This window comes from Pseudomonas sp. FYR_5, assembly GCF_043106315.1.
Taxonomy (GTDB): Bacteria; Pseudomonadota; Gammaproteobacteria; order Pseudomonadales; family Pseudomonadaceae; genus Aquipseudomonas; species Aquipseudomonas putida_Y.
Window position 1 is genome coordinate 24,804 of record NZ_JBICMK010000059.1, and the last position, 17,845, is coordinate 42,648.

Consider the following 17,845-nt stretch of genomic DNA (forward strand, 5'->3'; position numbering starts at 1 on the left):
TGAGACTGCACGCTTGCAATGGTCAGCAGTGTTGTTGATCGGCTGTTTGATATTTCTCTTTCTCGATGGCGTCGGCGAATTGGCTATCCGAATGTTGGGCGCGAGAGATTTTAGTGCTCTGATGGGACAAAAGCTCGGAGTCAACTGGACTCGTTCGACTGGCAGTAACGTGGTTTCTAATGCTGAGGATCCATTCGGCGTACCCGAGTTGAGGGCGCATTTGAAGGGACGCTACGGCTTCTTCTGGCAGCGCAAAATTCGACTGTTGTGGGTGGTCGGTGAGTCTGAGCAGATCGAGGCGATTGCCCCTGGGTTGAGCGAGCAGCGTTGGCTGGAAGGGCAAAACACCGTGCTGCTGTGGGCCGGCAGCATCCAAGGTGAACCGCAAGACGCGTTGCTTTTGCAGTGGCGCGGCCTATGCCGCAACCGTGCGCTCAATGGGGTGGTCTGGGTGTTGAACAAAGACCAAAGCAATAACGTGAGCGCGATGAACGATAGCGTTCGTCGTTTGCAGAATCTGGCCAAAACCCTACGCTGCCAATTGCTGCTGCATGTGTGGCAGGTCTGCGACAGTATGTGGCCGCAGCACTCGCGCGAAATCGGAGCGGTAGGCTGCATGCTCCCGGTACCATTATCGCCAGTGCGGCTCGCCGACCACTTAGGCATGCTCGTACAACCCTTACGTGAGCAGGGTCTATCGCAGCTTCAAAAAGACTCTGATCATGATTTCTTGCTTCGATTGTCACGCGATGTTGCGACCGAGGGTGTCTCCGGATGGTGCGCTGCATTGTCCGCGCTGTTCCGGCGACGCGACGTCTGGTTGCGTGGAGTGTGGTTCAGCTTACCGCTGCGACTCCAGAACAACCTTCGCGTGGATCACCACTGGCCTGAAGACCCAGCATGGTCAGGGATCCTCAGCGATCGCTCCGCCCGAGCCCGGCGACTGGGCTGGCACCCCGCCAGAGTCGCCTACGTTTCTGCGCTCGGCCTCGCTTTCATTTGGGGCATCGGCTTGCTGTTGTCGTTTGCGAGCAACCGTGCCGAGGTCGGTCAGATAGCGGCGGCGTACAGCGCTTTGCAGCAGCCCGTAGCAGGTACAGACACTAAACAGGCACTGGGCGAGTTGGTACGTGAACTCTCCCGCCTGGACTACCGATCAGAACACGGCGCACCGTGGTATCAGCGCTTTGGCCTGAGCCGGTCGCACGAGCTGCGTGAAGCGGTGTGGCCCTTCTATACGCAGGCCAATAACCAGCTGCTCCGTGACCCAGCCGTCGCTGAGCTGGAAAAACGGCTCAAGGCGTTGGTCAACTTGCCTCCGGCGAGCTCTCAGCGGACAAAGCAGGCTTACATCTACCTCAAAGCCTATCTGATGCTGGCACGCCCAGAAAAAGCCGATGCTGCTTTCCTGGCCGAGACCTTGGGCGCTGCCGAACCGGCATTGTGGACATTCTACGGCCAGCATCTGCCCGAGCACCCTGACTGGGCGATCAAGGCCAATCTCAGGTTGATCGCCCAAACACGCCAGGTGCTGCTGCGTGAACTGGGTCAGCGAAACGCTGAAAGCAGCCTGTACCAGCAGGTCCTCGACACCGCGGCGAACCACTACCCGGCGTTGGGTTTGCAACAGCTGGTCGGCGACACCGATGCAAGCGCTCTGTTCGCCAGTGCTGAACAGGTCCCTGGTGTATTCACCCGCCAAGCCTGGGAAGGGCAGGTTCGTGCAGCCATTGAAGACTCGGCGCAAGCCCGGCGCGAAGAGATCGACTGGGTACTCAGCGACCACCCCAACGACATCGCCAAGGCGCTGAGCCCCGACCAGCTCAGGGAGCGGTTGACTACCCGCTACTTCCAGGATTACAGCAGTGCCTGGCTGACCTTCCTCAACAGCCTGCGCTGGCAGCAGGGCCATGGCCTGCGCGATGTGATTGCACAGTTGACGCTGGTGAGTGACGTGCGCCAGTCACCATTGATCGCCTTGATGAACACGTTGAGCTACCAGGGCCAGGCCGGCGTTCGTGGCCAGGCCCTGGCCGATTCCCTGATCGAATCAGCGCAGAAGCTGGTAGGGCAAAAAGCAGCACCGATCATCGATCAACTTCCCCAAACACCCAGCGGCCCGCTCGATAGTACCTTTGGCCCTTTGATGGCGTTGCTGGGCAAGGACACTGAAGGGCGATCAGTCGATGGCCGCCTGAGCCTGCAAGCCTTCCTCACGCGGGTCACCGGTGTGCGCTTGAAGCTGCAGCAGGTGGTCAATGCGCCCGATCCCGAGGCGATGATGCAGGCCGTGGCACAGACGGTATTCCAAGGCAAAGGCGCGGACCTGACCGACACCCAGGCCTATGGCAACCTGATCGCCGCCAGTCTCGGCGCTGACTGGGGGCCAGCGGCCAATACGCTGTTCGTGCAGCCGCTGGATCAGGCGTGGCAACAGATTCTGCAGCCGTCGTCGGCCGGCCTCAACCGGACCTGGCAGCGCGCGATCGTCGATGAGTGGCAGGGCGCTTTCAGCGGCCGCTATCCCTTCGCCGTCACCAGCAGTGACGCCTCATTGCCCATGCTGGGGCAGATGATCCGCGCCGACTCCGGGCGGATCGAACAGTTTCTGGCACAGCAACTCACGGGGCTTCTGCGCAAGGAAGGCAGCCGCTGGGTGGCCGACGCGGGGCAGAGCCAGGGGCTGCGTTTCAACCCGGACTTTCTCACCGCGATCAACCAGCTGAGCCAGTTGGCCGATGTGCTGTACACCGATGGCGGTATGGGCTTGAGCTTCGAGCTGCAAGGCAAGCCTGTGCGTGATGTGGTGCAGACCACCTTCGTACTCAACGGTGAAAAGCACCACTACTTCAACCAGCGAGAAAGCTGGCAACGCTTTCGCTGGCCCGGGCAGGGTGATCATCCGGGTATCAGCCTGACGTGGAGCAGTGTTCATACCGGCGAACGTCTGTTTGCGGACTACCAGGGCACCTGGGGGCTGATTCGTTTGTTGGAGCAGGCCAACGTCACGGCGTTGGATGATGGCGACAGTCGCTTTCGGGTCGTGCTGGATGCGCCAGATGGCCTGGGCCTGACTTGGCATTTGCGCACGGAGTTGGGCGAAGGGCCGCTGGCGCTGCTCAAGTTACGCGGGTTCAGCCTGCCGCGAGAGATCTTTCTGGTAGAGGGCCGTGATACCCCGCAGTACACGCACAATGGGGGCTTCGAATGAGCCTGAAAAGCCTGATCGAAAGCTGTTTGTCCACCAGCGAGCCACTGGTCATTGCCCGCAAACACAGCGAATCCTGGGAGCCTTGGCTAACGCCCATCAGCGGTGATGCACCGGTGGGAGAGGACCCGGGCTACGACGACGATTTCCAGCGCATGCGCGAAGAGGTCAACAAACTCTCCGGGGCGGATGTCGACCTTGTGGCCCAACTGGCGCAGAAGCTGCTCCAGCAGTCCTGCAAAGACCTTCGTGTTGCCACCTACTACCTGTGGGCACGCTTGCATAGGGACGGTGAGTCCGGCTTGGCAGATGGCCTGAGTTTGCTGGCGGCGCTGATGGAGCGCTATGCCTGCGACATCCTGCCGGCGCGTCCCCATAGCCGCAAAATGGCCCTGGAGTGGCTTGCCGGCAGCAGGGTCCTGGCAAGCCTGTCGCTGTACCCTCAGGTGGTCAAGGCTGAAACTGAGCGAACGGTGGCTGCGCTGGTGTGGTTGGAGCACGGCTGCAGCAACTGGCCCGCAGACCAGCGACCGCGGCTGGACGCCTTGTACGGCGCCCTCAGCAATAGACTCGCTATGTCGGGAGGTGTTGATGCAATCGTCCCGCAGACCAGCAATGACTCACCGCCGAGAAGTAGCGCCCCTGGCCCGAGCGCATCACCCATCAAGTCCGGTCGCGATTTGCTGGACAGTGGCCGGGGCTTGGCCAGCTACCTGCGTGAACAACCAGAAGGTTGGCTGGCAGCGCATAGGCTGATGAAGAGCCTGCGCTGGGACACCGTGCATCAGGTACCGCCCCAAGACGCACAGGGCATTACCCGGCTGGCGCCCCCGCGCGGTGAATACCGTGCCCAGTTAAAACGCCTGCACGTGCAGCAACGCTGGAGTGAGTTGATCGACCAGGCCGAGCGGATGTATGCCGAGGGCGTCAACCATTTCTGGTTGGACCTGCAATGGCATCTGCATCAGGCCTTGAGCAAATCACCCCATCCGCACAGTAGCTGGGCAGCCATCGTCAAACATGACCTGAACATGCTGCTGCAGCGCTTGCCTGGGCTGGACATGCTGTATTGGAACGATGGCTCGGCTTTCGCGGATGAAACCACACGCGAGTGGATCAACCAGCACGTCAGCGACAGCCGCTCCGCGCAATGGCTGCCTGCTGCAGCCTCGGCAACCACCACGGCAACCTGCGAAATCCTTGCGCTGGAACCTGAGGCACTGGCGCAAGCCGATGCTGAGGGTGTCGAGCAAGCGCTGGCGTGGCTTGCAAACCGGCCCGATACGCAGGCCGGGCGGCAACGCTGGTTGCTGCGCCTGCTGATGGCCCGGGTGGCCGAGCAGTACGGCAAGGCCGAACTGGCCATTCATTTGTTCACTGAACTGGATACCACCGCGCACCACCACGCGCTGACCGACTGGGAGCCCGAGCTGATCTTCGAGGTCAAGGCGCGTTTGCTCAAGCTGCTGCGTTTGAAAGCCCAGCGCAACGATGCCGACCGGCCAGTCCTGGCGCGGCAGATGGAACAACAGCTGGCGGCGCTGGTAGCCATTGACCCGGTACGCGCTGCGGTGCTGTGCAGCTAACTCACATTGATCAGGATCCTGTTTTGAGCAAGGACAACCCAACCCTACGGTACTTTGATGCCGAGATGCGCTACCTGCGTGAAGCTGGTAAAGAATTTGCCCAGGCGTTTCCGGACCGCGCGGCGGAGCTGAACCTGAATAAACCTGGGGCGCAGGACCCCTATGTGGAGCGCCTGTTCGAAGGCTTCGCGTTCTTGATGGGGCGCCTGCGCGAAAAACTGGACGACGATTTGCCCGAACTGACCGAAGGGCTGGTCAGCCTGCTGTGGCCGCACTACCTGCGCACCATCCCCTCGCTGGCAATCGTTGAGCTCATGCCTGATGTCAGCCAGATGAAAGGCACCGAATCCATTGCCAGGGGGTTTCAGGTGTTGTCTCAGCCAGTGGGTCCGCAACGTACCCGCTGCCGCTACTCCACGACACAGGACCTGCCGCTTCAGCCGCTCACGCTCGACACCGTGCGTCTTGATCACGAGCCTGATGGGCGCGCGGTGCTGCGTTTGCGTTTCTTGTGCGGGGAAATGGCAGATTGGAGCCGGCTGGATCTTGCTCAGATACCGCTGTACCTGAACGCCGATGCCGCATTGGCCAGTGCACTGCATCAAGCACTGACTTTGAAGGTACAGGCGTTATATGTGCGTATGCCGGGCGAGGCAGAACGCCAAACACTTGAAGGCCATTTCAAGCCCAAGGGCTTCGCCGATGATGACCGTCTTTGGCCCAAAGGTGATAGTGCGTTCAGCGGCTACCAGCTGCTGCTTGAGTACTTCACCTTCCGCGAGAAATTCATGTTCGTGACGCTGTGCGGTTTGGAGTCGTTGTCATTGCCACTGGGCGCTACTTGGTTCGAGCTTGATGTCGTGCTGTGTGAAGCATGGTCGCATGCCTTCACGCCCAGCGAGGAGCACATCCGTTTACACGCGGTCCCCGTGATCAATTTGTTCCCGCTGGATGCGGACCCGCTCAACCTGGACCCGCTGCAGAACGAGTACCTGCTTCGCCCGATGCGGCTGCAGGACGGGCACACGGAAATCTATTCCGTGGACAGGGTGTCCGGTTCCAAGAACAGTGTCCGTCAGGACTACGTGCCTTTCAGCAGCTTTCGCCACAAGGGTGGCATGCTCCGCGATGAAGCCCCCGAGCGGTATTTTCATACCCGCCTCAGGCAGGGCGCCAATGGTCTTCATGACACCTGGCTGATCCTGGGCGGGGAAGGCTTTGACAAGGATGTGCTGCTCAAGCGCAAAAGCCTGTCACTGCGCCTTACCGGGACCAATGGCCAACTGCCGCGCAAGGCCCTGCGCAGTACATTGCTCGACGCGGCCGCGCAATCCACCCAGGCGGGGCTGCAGGTGCGCAACCTGACCTCACCCACGCTGCCATGTTATCCGCCGAATCGTGACCGGTTCCACTGGCGGGTACTGAGCCACCTGGGCTCGAACTTCTTGCCCATGCTCAATAGTGCTGAAGTGCTGCGTGGCACGCTGGCGTTGTACGAGTGGACGGGTAGCGAAACCAATCGCCGTCGCTTGGAGGCCATCGTTGAGGTCAAGCATCACCTTATCCAGCGGTTCGAAAAAGGGTTCTTGCTGCGCGGCGTGGATATCCAGGTGACGCTCGACAGCAATGGTTTTTCGGGGGAGGGGGACATCTGCCTGTTTGGTGAAATGCTCAGCCGGTTCTTCGCACTGTATGCCGACATTCACTTGTGCACGCAACTGACGTTGATCCTACAACCGACGGGGAGGTGCCTGCGATGGAGCGAACATCACAGTCAGCGTATTCCAGGCTGAAGGCTGAAGGGTTTTTGCAGGTACTGGAGGGGCAGGTTGCCTCGGCCAACGTGTATCGCGTCTGCCAGTTGCTCGAGCAGGTACTGGCCGATCATCCTCCGCTGGGCAGTACCGCACACCCGGTTGATGACGGGGTCCGCTTTCGGCCCGACCCAGGCATGGGCTTTCCCGCCAGTGAGCTGAAGGCCATAGAGTTCGACGACGCCTGTCCCGAACGCCCTATAACGATACGAACGCGGCTACTTGGTTTGTATGGTGTCGATTCGCCGCTGCCAACGGCCTACCTGGACGACATCGCCCAGCGCCGTGAGGGCCACGAAGCAGTAGAGGCGTTTCTCGACATCTTCAACCATCGGGTATTCACCCAGTTCTATCGGATCTGGCGCAAATACTCGTATCCCGCCACCTTTGAGGCGGGCGGTAGCGATGCGACTTCACAGTGCCTGTTGGGCTTGATCGGCCTTGGAGTACCCGGTACTGCCGAGCGTATCGCCACGCCCATGTCTCGCTTTTTGGCATTGCTCAGCGTGATGCGCTTGCCGACCCGCAACGCTGAGGGCATTGGCGCGTTGGTCAAGCTGCTGGCGCCGAGCACGGAGGCACATGTCACCGGGCATTGGCCGCAACGTGTCGTGCTTGAGCGACCAGCCAGCCTGGAAACGAAAAGCCCGGTAAGTCTTTCCCAAGGCATGCCGCTAGGCGCTGTCGGAACGGATGCGAACAGCCAGTTGCGCCTGTTGCTGCACACCAATGATCCGGAAGAGGCGCGCGAGTGGCTTCCTGGGGGGCAGTTGCTGCTCGACTTGCGGGTGCTGCTGGAGGTGTACCTGGGGTGGCGCTGTACGGCCAAGCTACAGCTGTCGATTCCGCTGCGTCTGCTGCCCGTGCCGGTACTGGGCCGTGCGCAAGTCAGGTTGGGAATGACGGCAGTACTGGGGTTGCCGACCGGTGAAGAGGCTACAGCCAACACCGACACCATCACAGTCAACCTGGGCCGCTATCAAGGCCTACAACTGAATCCTTGCGACAGGGAGGTATCGCATGTGGCGTACCGCTTCTAAACGCTTCACGGTCGTGGCGCTGGTGACACTGCTGGGCGGCTGCGGCCTCACCCAGAAGGTTGTGGAGGGTACGGCTTCCACGGCCCGTGCGGTTTTCTACAAGCAAGTCAAAACATTGCATCTGGATTTCACCGGCCGGTCAGCGATGAATACCGACAGCATGGAGATGAGTGGGTTGTCCGTTTCGGTGCTGGTGCGTGTCTACCAGTTGCGGGATCACAAGGCTCTGGACAAGGCAACTTACGACGATCTGGTCAGCCACGGCGAGCGCGTGCTGGGGGGCGACCTGTTGAGCGAAAAAGCCGTAGTGGTCAAACCTGGTGAGGCGGCTCAGCTCAGCACGCCTTTGCATAGGGAGGCTCAGTACATTGCCGTGATTGCGTTGTTCCGAAATCCGGACATGGAGCAAGACGCGTGGCGTTTGACCTTGCAGCGTGATGACCTCGATCCGGACCAGCCCAGGGTTGTCGAGTTGGGTGATAACCGCTTGAAGTTGCGGCCGCGCAGCGAGGACTGAGCACATGATCGAACCAAGCCCTTCGCTTTACGAAACGCTGCTGCAGAATTTCAGCGGCGAGTTGGAGCTGGATCGGGTCAGTGATGATGATCAACTGACGCTTTCGGTTCTGGACAACCTTCAGCGCATTCTAAACAGCCGGGCCGGCACACTCGCGCATCTGCCGGACTATGGCTTGCCGGATATGGGCACGGTTCTTCAAGGGTTGCCGGCCTCGGCCCATGGTTTGATGAATGACATCGTGAGCACGTTGCGCAGGTATGAGCCGCGGCTCGCAGAAGTACGCATCGAGCTGGTGCCGCAGCGACGGCCCGGCCATTTGGAATACGCACTCGATGTACGCATCAAGGGCGGTGGCCGCGCCACCTTTGGGACCACGCTTGCACCTGACGGGAGGGTGGTTGTACGTCACCTGAAACAGGAAGGCTATCTCGCCAAGCTATAGACCTACGGACAAGGAGGCCAGATGACGGCGCTTTTTGAAATGCGGATTCTCTTGGGCGGCGACCCAGGCAGTTTTGATGAGTTCAACGTGTTGCGCGGCGAGTTGGCCAAGCTTGATCATCCTGCGTGTCCTGACGTTGACTGGGCAAAAGTTGAAGCGTTGTGCTTGAGGCTCTTCGAACGGAACGGGGTGGAGCTGCAGACCGCAGTGTCCTTTATCCTGGCGCGTAGCTACCGTACGGGGCTCGCTGGTTTGACCGAGGGGGTGGCATTGCTCGCCACTCTCACGGACGAGTGGCCGCGCTTGTGGCCGGTGCAGGCTTCAGCTCGGATCGAGCTCATCGCCTGGTTGTTTGCTCAGCTACATCCCCTGGTTCGAATGCTGGAATGGGGCGTATCGAGTCTGGCGACGCTGAGGGAACTGATCGTTGAGCTGGGGCGGCTTGAGCACCGTTTGGAGCGGCTTGGCCATGCTTCCTTGGCTTCGCTGAAGGTGTTTCGACAGCAGATCAGTAGCGTGATGCAGCGGATGTCGGGAAGCAGGGACGTGCCGATGCCGCTTCCGTTGCAACCATGGGCATCACCAGCCGAGCCAGCGCTTAGCCCTCCGATCGCTGCGGTTGTCTCAGCACCACCGACTTACACCTTTGTAGTTGAACCAGCGGCGCAGAAACGCGCGGTGTTGCCGTGGTTGCTGACACTGACGGTCACCAGTGTCTTTGTGGGGTGGCTGGGCTGGCAAGAATGGGCATCCAGGCAAGTCAAAGAGCCGCCCACGCCTGAGCCGATCCAACTCGACAGTCTGAATCTGTTTGATCCGGGCAGTGCCGAACTGAAGCCCGGTTCAACCAAACTGCTGATAAACGCACTGGTTGGCATCAAGGCTCAACCGGGTTGGCTGATTGTTATCTCCGGGCATGCGGATGCACGGGGTGACGCGGCCAAGAATCTCGACCTGTCCCGTGCCCGTGCTTCAGCCGTGCGCGACTGGATGCAACGGATGGGGGATATCCCGGACAGTTGTTTTGCTGTTCAAGGTGTCGCGGCCAGCCAGCCGGTCAGCAGCAACCACACATTCGATGGGCGGGCGGAGAATCGTCGTGTGGACATCCGGCTATTGCCGCAGAGCAGTGCGTGCGGGGGGGGAGAGCGATGACATTCGCGTTGAGCCGCGTAGCGATAGCATCTAACCCCAATATCCCGTCGATGCCGCCGCTCCCTTTCAGCGCGGTCTTGTGCCGCGAAAGGGTCGAGTCACCCTTTCAATCCTTGATCAGCCCTCGCAGCACTGCCCGCGCTTCTTCAGTACGCAAGCATTCGATGAACAGTCGGCTTTCCCGCGCCACCGTGGCCTCCAGCTCCGCCCGCTGGCTGTCCTTGAGCAGCCGCTTGCTGATCCGCAGTGCCGCCTGCGGGTAGCCTTGCAGCTGCCGCGCCAGCGTGCGGGCAGCGTCCAGGCACTGTTCGCCGTTTTCATGCAGCTCATTGGCCAGCCCCCAGGCCAGCATCTGCTCGCCATCCAGCAGCGCATTGGTCAGCAGCAAGCGTGCCGCCCGGGCCTGGCCAAGCACACGCGGCAGCAGCAGGCTGGAACCGAACTCCGGGCACACACCCAGCGGCGCGAAAGGCATGCGCAGCTTGGTCGAGCGGCTGACCAGCACCTGGTCGCAGTGCAGCAACAGGGTGGCCCCGATGCCGATCGCCGCACCACTGACCGCTGCGATCAGCGGCTTGTCCAGGCCCATGATCACCCGCATCAGGCGGAACACCGGGCTGTCCAGGTCGCTGGGCGGGTTGTCGAGGAAGTCGCGAAGGTCGTTGCCAGCGCTGAAGCAATGCGGCCCACCGGTGATGATGATGGCATCGACAGCGGGGTCCTCACTTGCCGCCAGCAACAGGTCACCCAGCAGCTGGTACATGGCAGTGTTCAGGGCATTGAGCTTGTCGGGGCGGTTGAAGGCCAGGGTCAGCAGGCCTTGGTCCAGTTCGCGTGTGATCAGGTTGTTCATGGCAGCCGCTTTTGTTGTTGTGAGGGGACCCTGCCGGGCAGTAGCGCTTAGGGTTTATCACGCAGTCCGGCTTGTTGTACAGTCGTTCAGTCCAGCCCCTAACCAGAGACCCACCGATGACTCAGGAAGCCCGCTACCACCGCATGCTGCCGGAATTGCGCAAAGCCAACCTGGTCGAGGCGACCCTGGTGTGCCTCAAACGCCATGGTTTTCAGGGGGCTTCGATCCGCAAGATTTCGGCCGAGGCCGGGGTCTCGGTCGGGCTGATCAGCCATCACTACGCCGGCAAGGACGAATTGGTGGCAGAGGCTTACATGGCCGTCACCGGTCGGGTAATGGGCCTGCTGCGTGAGGCCATGGCCCAGGCCGCGCCCAATGCCCGCGAGCGATTGTCGGCGTTTTTCCGTGCCTCGTTCTGCGCCGAACTGCTCGACCCGCAATTGCTCGATGCCTGGCTGGCCTTCTGGGGCGCGGTGAAGACCGCCGATGCGATCAACCAGGTGCACGACCACTCCTACGGCGAGTACCGCAACGAGCTTGGCCAGCTACTGGCCAGACTGGCCAAAGAGGAGGGCTGGCAGGGCTTCGATGCCGACCTGGCGGCCATCAGCCTGAGCGCCTTGCTCGACGGCCTGTGGCTGGAGTCGGGCCTGAACCCCGGCACCTTCAGCCCCGAGCAGGGCGTGATCATCTGCGAGGCCTGGGTCGACGGCCTGCAGGCTGGTGGCCGGAGGCGCTTCAGCCTGCCCGAGGGCTGTTGATCACCTGTTCAGTAACGAGTACGCTGCTGTTGCGAGTGTGTAGAACAACACCAATAAAAAGAGACAACACGCAATGACGCCTCGGGTATTGATCGTCGATGACGATCCGCTTATTCGTGACTTGCTGCAGGCCTACCTGTCCCAGGAAGGCTACGACGTTCACTGCGCCGATACAGCCGAAGGGGCCGAAGCCCTGCTTGCCAGCCAGGATGTCGACCTGGTGCTGCTGGACATCCGCCTGCCCGGCAAGGACGGCCTTACCCTGACCCGCGAACTGCGGGTGCGCTCGGAGGTTGGCATCATCCTCGTCACCGGGCGCAATGACGACATCGACCGCATCGTTGGCCTGGAATGCGGGGCAGATGACTACGTGATCAAACCGCTCAACCCCCGCGAGCTGGTGTCCCGGGCGAAAAACCTGATCCGCCGCGTGCGCCATGCCCGCGAGGCGCACCCCGCCCCGGCCTGTGCGCAGTCGCTGAAGCAGTTCGCCGACTGGGCACTGGATACCGACCGCCGGCGCCTGATCGACGCCCGTGGCGGGCAAACCCTGCTGACCCACGGCGAATTCCAGTTGCTCAGCGTATTTCTACGCAACAGCGGCCATACCCTCAGCCGCGACCAGTTGATGGACCAGATTCGCAACCGCGAGTGGGTGCCCAACGACCGCTCCATCGACGTGCTGGTCGGCCGCCTGCGGCGCAAGCTGCATGACGACCCGGCCGAACCGCAGTTGATCATCACCATTCACGGCACCGGCTACCTGTTCACCGCCAGCGTGGCAGCATGATTCATCGCGCCTGGTTGTTGGCGCTGGCCTTGACGTGGCCCACCCTGCACGCCAGTGCCAGTGAGCCGGTGCGTTACTGTGACTACCCGGTGTACCCGCCCATTTCCTGGAGCGACGGCCACCAGGTGCGTGGCCTGGCCCCGACCGTGGTGCGCGAACTGTTCGCGCGCATGGGCTACGAGGTGCAAACCGTCGTGCTGGGCAACTGGAAGCGCTGCCTGATGGACGCCGCCGCCGGGCGGGTGGATGTGGTGCTGGCCTACAACAGCGACCAGCGTGACCAGCGCATGCGTTTCTCCAAGGTGCCGGTGGTGCGCGAGGAAGTGGCCGTGTTCTACAACCGCAAGCGGCCGGTGCAGTTCCAGCAGCTGGAGGACCTGGCGGGTTACCGCGGCGGCCTGCTGTACGGTGAAAGCTATGGCGCCGAGTTCGACCGCTTCGTCGCCCGCCACCAGAACATCGAGCGGGTATCGTCCAGCCAGCAGAACTTTGGCAAGCTGATCCGCGGGCGCATCGACTATGTGATTCAGGAGCGGCGCACCGGGCTGCTGTTCATCGAGCACCTGCCCGGTGCGCAGGATATTCGCGCATTGCCCACGGCACTGAGCGTGGACTACCTGCGAGTGGCGGTATCGCGACAGTCACCCTTGAGCCAGCGCATGGCTGAAATCGATGCGCAGTTGCAGCGGATGAACCAGGCGGGCGAGATCGCGCGTTGGCTGGAGCAAAGTGAAGTCACTTACCGCGACATGATCAACCTGCCGGCGGATGCACGATGATCCGCCTGCGCACCGATGGCCTGCTGCGCCGTCTGCTGCTGTTCATTCTGCTGTTCAGCTTGTGCTTCACGGTGCTGGCCAGTGGCGTGCAGCTTTACTTCGAGTACCGTCGCGAAATGCGGGATATAGAGGCACGCATGGCGTTGATCCGTGCCGGCTACCTGGCCAGCCTGGAACGCAGCCTGTGGGACCTCGACGAGGCGCAGCTGGATGTTCAGCTGCGCGGCCTGGTGGACTTTTCCGATGTGGCGCGGGTGCGTCTGGTCAGTGATGATTTCCCGCTGTTACGCGGTGAGGCCGACCCCCAAGGGCCGCTACGCATCGAGCGCTTCCCCCTCGACTACCAGCCGCCCTCAGGGCCGGTCAGGCATCTGGGGGAGCTGGAAGTCAGCATCGACCTTGGCGCGGTACACCGGCGGCTTTACGCCACGGGCCTTGCCAGCCTGTTGTGGATGGGTGTGTTTCTGTGCGGCCTGGCAGTGGCGTTGTCAGGGCTGTTCTACCGCCTGGTCACCCGCCACCTGCAAGTGATGGCCGAGTTCGCCCGCCGCATTGGCGCAGGCCAGTGGCAGGAGCCCTTGCGCCTTGGCCGCCGTCGTTCATCGCGCCCCGACGAAATCGACACTGTGGCCAATGCCCTGGACGATATGCGCCGCGCCATCCTCAGCGATATCGAGCGCCGTGAGCGCGACCGCCTGGCACTGCAGGACAAACGCGACGAATTGCAGGCCATGGTCGAGCGGCGTACGGCCAGCCTGGCTCGGGCCAAGGACGAGGCCGAGGCAGCCAACCTGGCCAAGTCGCGCTTTTTGGCGACCATGAGCCATGAATTGCGTACGCCGCTCAACGGTATTCTGGGCATGGCCGAACTGCTGCGCGGCGGGCGCCTGGAGGTCGCCGACCGCCAGCGTGTCGAGGCCTTGTACAAGGCCGGCGAAGGGCTGTTGGCGATTCTCAACGAAGTGCTGTATTTCGCCCGGCTCGAAGAAGGCGAGAGCCGCGCCGAGCGGGTGGTGTTTTCCTTGCGTCAGTTGTGCCAGGAAGTGCTGGCGTTGCTCGAACCCATGGCCATGGACAATGCCGACACCCTGCAACTGCAGGTCGATGAGCAACTGGCCGCGTACCAGCACGGCGCAGAGCAGTACCTGCGACAGGTGCTGAGCAATCTGCTGGCCAATGCCATCAAGTTCACTGAGCACGGCCAGGTACAGCTTACGGTGCAGGTGCTTGCCAGTAACGAATGCTCGCAGCGCTTGCGGCTGTCGGTCCGTGACAACGGTATCGGCATCGAACCCGCCGTTCAGGCGAAGATCTTCGACCGTTTCGTCCAGGCCAGCGAAGCGGTGACCCTGCGCTATGGCGGCACTGGCCTGGGCCTGGCGATTTGCAAGCACCTGGTGGAAAAGCTGGGCGGTAGCATCGGCCTCGAGAGCGCTCAAGGGCAGGGCAGCTGCTTTTGGTTCGAGCTCGACATGGCTCGCGGGCAGCCCGTCTCAGCGGGTTCACCAACCCCTTCGCCCTTGCCCAGCCTGGATATCCTGGTGGTCGAAGACGTTGCGCTGAACCGTGAGGTTGCCGGTGGCCTGCTGATGCGCGACGGTCACCGGGTAAGCTTTGCCGAAGACGCCGGGCAAGCCCTGCAGGCATGCGCGCAGCGGCGCTTCGACCTGGTTCTGCTGGACGTGCACTTGCCGGGCATGAGCGGGGTGGCGTTGTGCCGACAGCTGCGCACCTCGCCGGGGCCGAACCGCAACAGTCGGATCCTGGCGCTGACGGCCGGCGTGCAACCGGGCCAGGTAGCGGGTTATCTGGACGCTGGTATGCAGGGCGTACTGGCCAAGCCTTTGCGGCTGGACAACCTGCGCAAGGCGTTGGCTGACGTAGCGCCCGGTGAAGTGGCCAGCGCTGGCGCAGACATGGACTGGTCATTGCTCGACACCCACCGTTCCCTGCTGGGGGAGCAGAAGTTGCAGGGCCTGCTGAAGGTCCTGCACCAGTCACTGCAGCAGCACGCCATGGCGCTGGCCGAGGCGCTGCCAGCCCAGGACTTCACCGAAGTGCTGCACCTGGCCCACCGCCTGGCTGGCAGCTGCGATTCCCTGGGGTTTACCGGGCTGGCTACGCTGTTGCGTCGCCTGGAGGAGGCGGCCCGGCAGCATGACCTGCAGGCCATGCAAGCCCTCGGCGAGCCGCTGGCCACCCAGCTAGGTCAGGCCAACGCCACGCTGGAACAGCTGATCCAGAGCTGACGTACAAAAAGCTTACGACTTTTTACATCTTCGATCCGTTCGTACAACGGCACCTTACATCCGTTTCCAATAATCCATGGCAACCGTGTTGCACACGGTCCATGAGGCTTATTGGAGACAAGAATAATGACATGCCGTAGCGCTCAGCCCCTCATTCGAACCCTCCCACGCACCGGCCGCAAAGGCGAGGTGTGCCATGACTGACAACGTTGAGAAGATCCAGCTCACCCGCGCCCTGAAAAGCCGGCACATCTTCATGCTGTCGCTGGGTGGGGTTATTGGCACCGGCCTGTTCATGGGGTCTGGCGTAACCATCAATCAGGGCGGGCCGGTGGGCGCGATCCTGGCTTATTTGGTCGCGGGCTTGCTGATGTACCTGGTGATGGTCTGCCTGGGCGAGCTGTCGGTGCAGATGCCAGTGTCCGGTTCGTTCCAGGCCCACGCCACCAAATACATTGGCCCGGCCACCGGGTTCATGATCGGCTGGGTGTACTGGATGAGCTGGGCCACCACCGTAGGCCTGGAGTTCACCGCTGCCGGCATGTTGATGACCCGCTGGTTCCCGGAGGTGCCGATCTGGTACTGGTCGGCACTGTTCGTGGTGGTGCTGTTCGGCCTCAACGCCCTGGCCACGCGTGCCTTTGGCGAGGCCGAGTACTGGTTCTCGGGCATCAAGGTGGCAACCATCCTCGGCTTCATCGTCATTGGCCTGCTGGTGATTTTCGGTGCCATCCCCGTGAGCAGCGGGGCACCTGCACCGATGCTGAACAACCTGGTGGGCGAGTCGCTGTTCCCCCATGGCCTGTCGGCAGTGTTCGCGGTGATGATGACCGTGGTCTACGCCTTCCAGGGCTGTGAAATCATGGGGGTGGCTGCCGGTGAGACCGAGCACCCGGAAAAGAGCATCCCGCGGGCGGTGCGCAATGTGGTGTTCCGCGTGCTGATTTTCTATGTGCTGGCCATTGCCGTGCTGTCGGCCATTGTGCCGCACGAGCAGGCCGGGCTGATGGAAAGCCCGTTCGTGCAGGTGTTCGACATGGTCGGAATCCCTTACGCCGCCGACTTGATGAACTTCGTCATCCTCACGGCCATCCTCTCGGTAGGTAACTCCGGGTTGTATGCCTCCACGCGCATCCTCTGGGCCATGTCCAAGACTGGCATGGCACCCAAAAGCCTGTCGCCGCTGAGCAAGCGTGGCGTGCCGCTGCGGGCGCTGAGCATCACACTGTGCTTTGCGCTGATTTCGCTGATGACCAGCTTCGTTGCGGCTGACACGCTGTTCATGGTGCTGATGGCGGTGAGCGGTATGTCCGGCACCGTGACCTGGATCGTCATCGCTTTGGCGCAGTACCGCTTCCGCAAGGCCTGGCTGCGCGACGGCGGGCAACTGCAGGACCTGAAGTACAAGGCGCCGCTGTACCCACTGGTGCCGCTGCTGTGCATCACCCTGTGCAGTTCGCTGTTCGTGTTCCTGGCGCTGGACGAAACCCAGCGGCCGTCACTGTACTGGGGCTTTGGCTTCATTGCCCTGTGCTATGCGGCGTACTTCTTCGTCAACCGCCGCCGGCAGGGGGCCTTCGAGCCCAGCGCACCAAGGGTTTGATGCCGTAGTTCGTCGGCGGCAGGTGTTGGTCGCTGCATTTTCAGTACCTGTGAGGTCAAGCGCCGCCCGTGCGGGGCGCGATCTCACAGGCCATAAAGCCGTCACGACGAACGCCCTTGTGTAACGCCAAATACCGAGTTGTGCGAAGTTGTAACAGCCCATCCCGCCTTGTTGAACACTCGTTTAGTATCTTTCTCGTCAAGCCCTCCAAAACCATCACAACAACACCGAGGCCCCCCATGACCACCCCGTCGTCGTCACTGTTGAGCAAGGTCGAAGCCGGCGTTGCCTGGATCACCCTCAACCGCCCCGAGCAGCGCAACGCGCTGGACATTCCCACCCTCAAGCAACTGCACGCCTTGCTCGACAGCCATGCCAGCGACCCAACCGTTCGCGTGGTGGTGCTGACCGGCAGCGGCCGCAGCTTCTGCGCTGGCGCCGACCTGGCCGAATGGGCAGCCGCGGAAGCGGCGGGCACTCTGGAAAGCTACGGCTGGACCGAAACTGCCCATGCCCTGATGTTGCGCCTGCACAGCCTCGACAAACCCACCATCGCCGCCATCAACGGCACCGCCGTGGGCGGAGGCATGGACCTTAGCCTGTGCTGTGACCTGCGCATCGCCGCTGCCTCTGCGCGCTTCAAGGCCGGCTACACCAGCATGGGCTACAGCCCCGATGCCGGCGCCAGCTGGCACCTGCCACGGCTGATCGGTAGCGAGCAGGCCAAGCGCCTGCTGTTCCTCGACGAGTTGTGGGGCGCCGATCGCGCCCTGGCCGCCGGTTTGGTCAGCGAAGTCTGTGCCGACGAGCAGTTGCCTGCCGTCGTCGCCGAGCTGGCCGGGCGCCTGGCCAACGGCCCGACCTTCGCCTATTCGCAGACCAAGCGGCTGATGCGCGACGGTGCCCGGCGCACGCTGGCTGAACAGCTGGAAGCCGAGCGCCACGCCGGCCTGTTGTGCGGCCGCAGCCAGGATGGTGCCGAGGCCCTGCAAGCCTCGGTGGAACGTCGCGCTCCCCGTTTTACCGGCCAGTAATCCGATACCCG

Annotated in this window: 14 protein-coding genes; 13 read left to right on the forward strand and 1 reads right to left on the reverse strand. The window is 62.1% G+C overall.

The window, feature by feature from the left end:
- Window positions 1-91 precede the first annotated feature (91 nt).
- From ACF8RA_RS09215 to ACF8RA_RS09245, 7 genes are read left to right on the forward strand one after another with little or no spacing between them, the layout of a single operon-like run.
- Window positions 92-3,211, forward strand: coding sequence for an ImcF-related family protein (locus ACF8RA_RS09215; RefSeq protein WP_392487933.1), 3,120 nt, complete (start codon window positions 92-94; stop codon window positions 3,209-3,211).
- On the forward strand, window positions 3,208-4,794 hold the full coding sequence (tssA, locus tag ACF8RA_RS09220) for a type VI secretion system protein TssA (protein ID WP_392487923.1): 1,587 nt from the start codon (window positions 3,208-3,210) through the stop codon (window positions 4,792-4,794). The genes ACF8RA_RS09215 and tssA overlap by 4 nt, the downstream gene beginning before the upstream one ends.
- Before the next feature lie 23 nt (window positions 4,795-4,817).
- Window positions 4,818-6,587 carry a type VI secretion system baseplate subunit TssF gene (gene tssF, locus ACF8RA_RS09225; RefSeq protein ID WP_392487922.1) on the forward strand — a complete coding sequence of 590 codons (1,770 nt, stop codon included), beginning with the start codon at window positions 4,818-4,820 and terminating at the stop codon, window positions 6,585-6,587.
- A complete protein-coding gene (tssG, locus tag ACF8RA_RS09230) occupies window positions 6,551-7,648 on the forward strand; it encodes a type VI secretion system baseplate subunit TssG (RefSeq protein WP_392514626.1) in 1,098 nt (365 codons plus the stop codon). The genes tssF and tssG overlap by 37 nt, the downstream gene beginning before the upstream one ends.
- A complete protein-coding gene (tssJ, locus tag ACF8RA_RS09235; protein ID WP_004576431.1) occupies window positions 7,629-8,165 on the forward strand; it encodes a type VI secretion system lipoprotein TssJ in 537 nt (178 codons plus the stop codon). The genes tssG and tssJ overlap by 20 nt, the downstream gene beginning before the upstream one ends.
- Before the next feature lie 4 nt (window positions 8,166-8,169).
- Window positions 8,170-8,610 carry a type VI secretion system baseplate subunit TssE gene (tssE, locus tag ACF8RA_RS09240; protein WP_004576432.1) on the forward strand — a complete coding sequence of 147 codons (441 nt, stop codon included), beginning with the start codon at window positions 8,170-8,172 and terminating at the stop codon, window positions 8,608-8,610.
- Between the two features lie 21 nt (window positions 8,611-8,631).
- Complete coding sequence (locus ACF8RA_RS09245) at window positions 8,632-9,765, forward strand: OmpA family protein (RefSeq protein ID WP_392519100.1); 1,134 nt, start codon at window positions 8,632-8,634, stop codon at window positions 9,763-9,765.
- A gap of 106 nt (window positions 9,766-9,871) precedes the next feature.
- Here ACF8RA_RS09245 and ACF8RA_RS09250 read toward each other — a convergent pair whose 3' ends face one another.
- Entirely contained in the window at window positions 9,872-10,618 is a 747-nt protein-coding gene (locus ACF8RA_RS09250; protein WP_392519101.1) for an enoyl-CoA hydratase-related protein, read from the reverse strand.
- A gap of 116 nt (window positions 10,619-10,734) precedes the next feature.
- Here ACF8RA_RS09250 and ACF8RA_RS09255 point away from each other — a divergent pair, with 116 nt between their 5' ends.
- The 6 genes from ACF8RA_RS09255 (at window position 10,735) to ACF8RA_RS09280 (ending at window position 17,834) form a co-directional block, all read left to right on the forward strand.
- The gene (locus tag ACF8RA_RS09255) at window positions 10,735-11,379 is read left to right on the forward strand and encodes a TetR family transcriptional regulator C-terminal domain-containing protein (RefSeq protein ID WP_392519102.1); all 645 of its coding nucleotides are present in this window, start codon (window positions 10,735-10,737) and stop codon (window positions 11,377-11,379) included.
- A 73-nt stretch (window positions 11,380-11,452) separates the two neighbouring features.
- Window positions 11,453-12,169 carry a response regulator gene (locus ACF8RA_RS09260; protein WP_176682440.1) on the forward strand — a complete coding sequence of 239 codons (717 nt, stop codon included), beginning with the start codon at window positions 11,453-11,455 and terminating at the stop codon, window positions 12,167-12,169.
- A complete protein-coding gene (locus tag ACF8RA_RS09265) occupies window positions 12,166-12,948 on the forward strand; it encodes an ABC transporter substrate-binding protein (RefSeq protein WP_176682441.1) in 783 nt (260 codons plus the stop codon). The genes ACF8RA_RS09260 and ACF8RA_RS09265 overlap by 4 nt, the downstream gene beginning before the upstream one ends.
- The gene (locus ACF8RA_RS09270; protein WP_176682442.1) at window positions 12,945-15,197 is read left to right on the forward strand and encodes an ATP-binding protein; all 2,253 of its coding nucleotides are present in this window, start codon (window positions 12,945-12,947) and stop codon (window positions 15,195-15,197) included. The genes ACF8RA_RS09265 and ACF8RA_RS09270 overlap by 4 nt, the downstream gene beginning before the upstream one ends.
- 196 nt (window positions 15,198-15,393) lie before the next feature.
- Window positions 15,394-16,800, forward strand: coding sequence for an amino acid permease (locus ACF8RA_RS09275; RefSeq protein WP_392519104.1), 1,407 nt, complete (start codon window positions 15,394-15,396; stop codon window positions 16,798-16,800).
- Window positions 16,801-17,039: 239 nt separating this feature from the next.
- Window positions 17,040-17,834, forward strand: a complete 795-nt coding sequence (locus tag ACF8RA_RS09280) for an enoyl-CoA hydratase/isomerase family protein (protein WP_176682444.1) — start codon at window positions 17,040-17,042, stop codon at window positions 17,832-17,834.
- The last annotated feature ends 11 nt before the right edge of the window (window positions 17,835-17,845 follow it).

Bases quoted from the DNA above. Each gene is read 5' to 3' on its own strand.
- ACF8RA_RS09260 (WP_176682440.1), top strand. From the start codon at position 11,453: ATGACGCCTCGGGTATTGATCGTCGATGACGATCCGCTTATTCGTGAC.
- tssE (WP_004576432.1), top strand. From the start codon at position 8,170: ATGATCGAACCAAGCCCTTCGCTTTACGAAACGCTGCTGCAGAATTTC.
- tssJ (WP_004576431.1), top strand. From the start codon at position 7,629: ATGTGGCGTACCGCTTCTAAACGCTTCACGGTCGTGGCGCTGGTGACA.
- tssG (WP_392514626.1), top strand. From the start codon at position 6,551: ATGGAGCGAACATCACAGTCAGCGTATTCCAGGCTGAAGGCTGAAGGG.
- ACF8RA_RS09280 (WP_176682444.1), top strand. From the start codon at position 17,040: ATGACCACCCCGTCGTCGTCACTGTTGAGCAAGGTCGAAGCCGGCGTT.
- ACF8RA_RS09275 (WP_392519104.1), top strand. From the start codon at position 15,394: ATGACTGACAACGTTGAGAAGATCCAGCTCACCCGCGCCCTGAAAAGC.
- ACF8RA_RS09265 (WP_176682441.1), top strand. From the start codon at position 12,166: ATGATTCATCGCGCCTGGTTGTTGGCGCTGGCCTTGACGTGGCCCACC.
- ACF8RA_RS09245 (WP_392519100.1), top strand. From the start codon at position 8,632: ATGACGGCGCTTTTTGAAATGCGGATTCTCTTGGGCGGCGACCCAGGC.
- ACF8RA_RS09255 (WP_392519102.1), top strand. From the start codon at position 10,735: ATGACTCAGGAAGCCCGCTACCACCGCATGCTGCCGGAATTGCGCAAA.
- ACF8RA_RS09250 (WP_392519101.1), bottom strand. From the start codon at position 10,618: ATGAACAACCTGATCACACGCGAACTGGACCAAGGCCTGCTGACCCTG.
- ACF8RA_RS09270 (WP_176682442.1), top strand. From the start codon at position 12,945: ATGATCCGCCTGCGCACCGATGGCCTGCTGCGCCGTCTGCTGCTGTTC.
- tssA (WP_392487923.1), top strand. From the start codon at position 3,208: ATGAGCCTGAAAAGCCTGATCGAAAGCTGTTTGTCCACCAGCGAGCCA.
- ACF8RA_RS09215 (WP_392487933.1), top strand. From the start codon at position 92: ATGTTGGGCGCGAGAGATTTTAGTGCTCTGATGGGACAAAAGCTCGGA.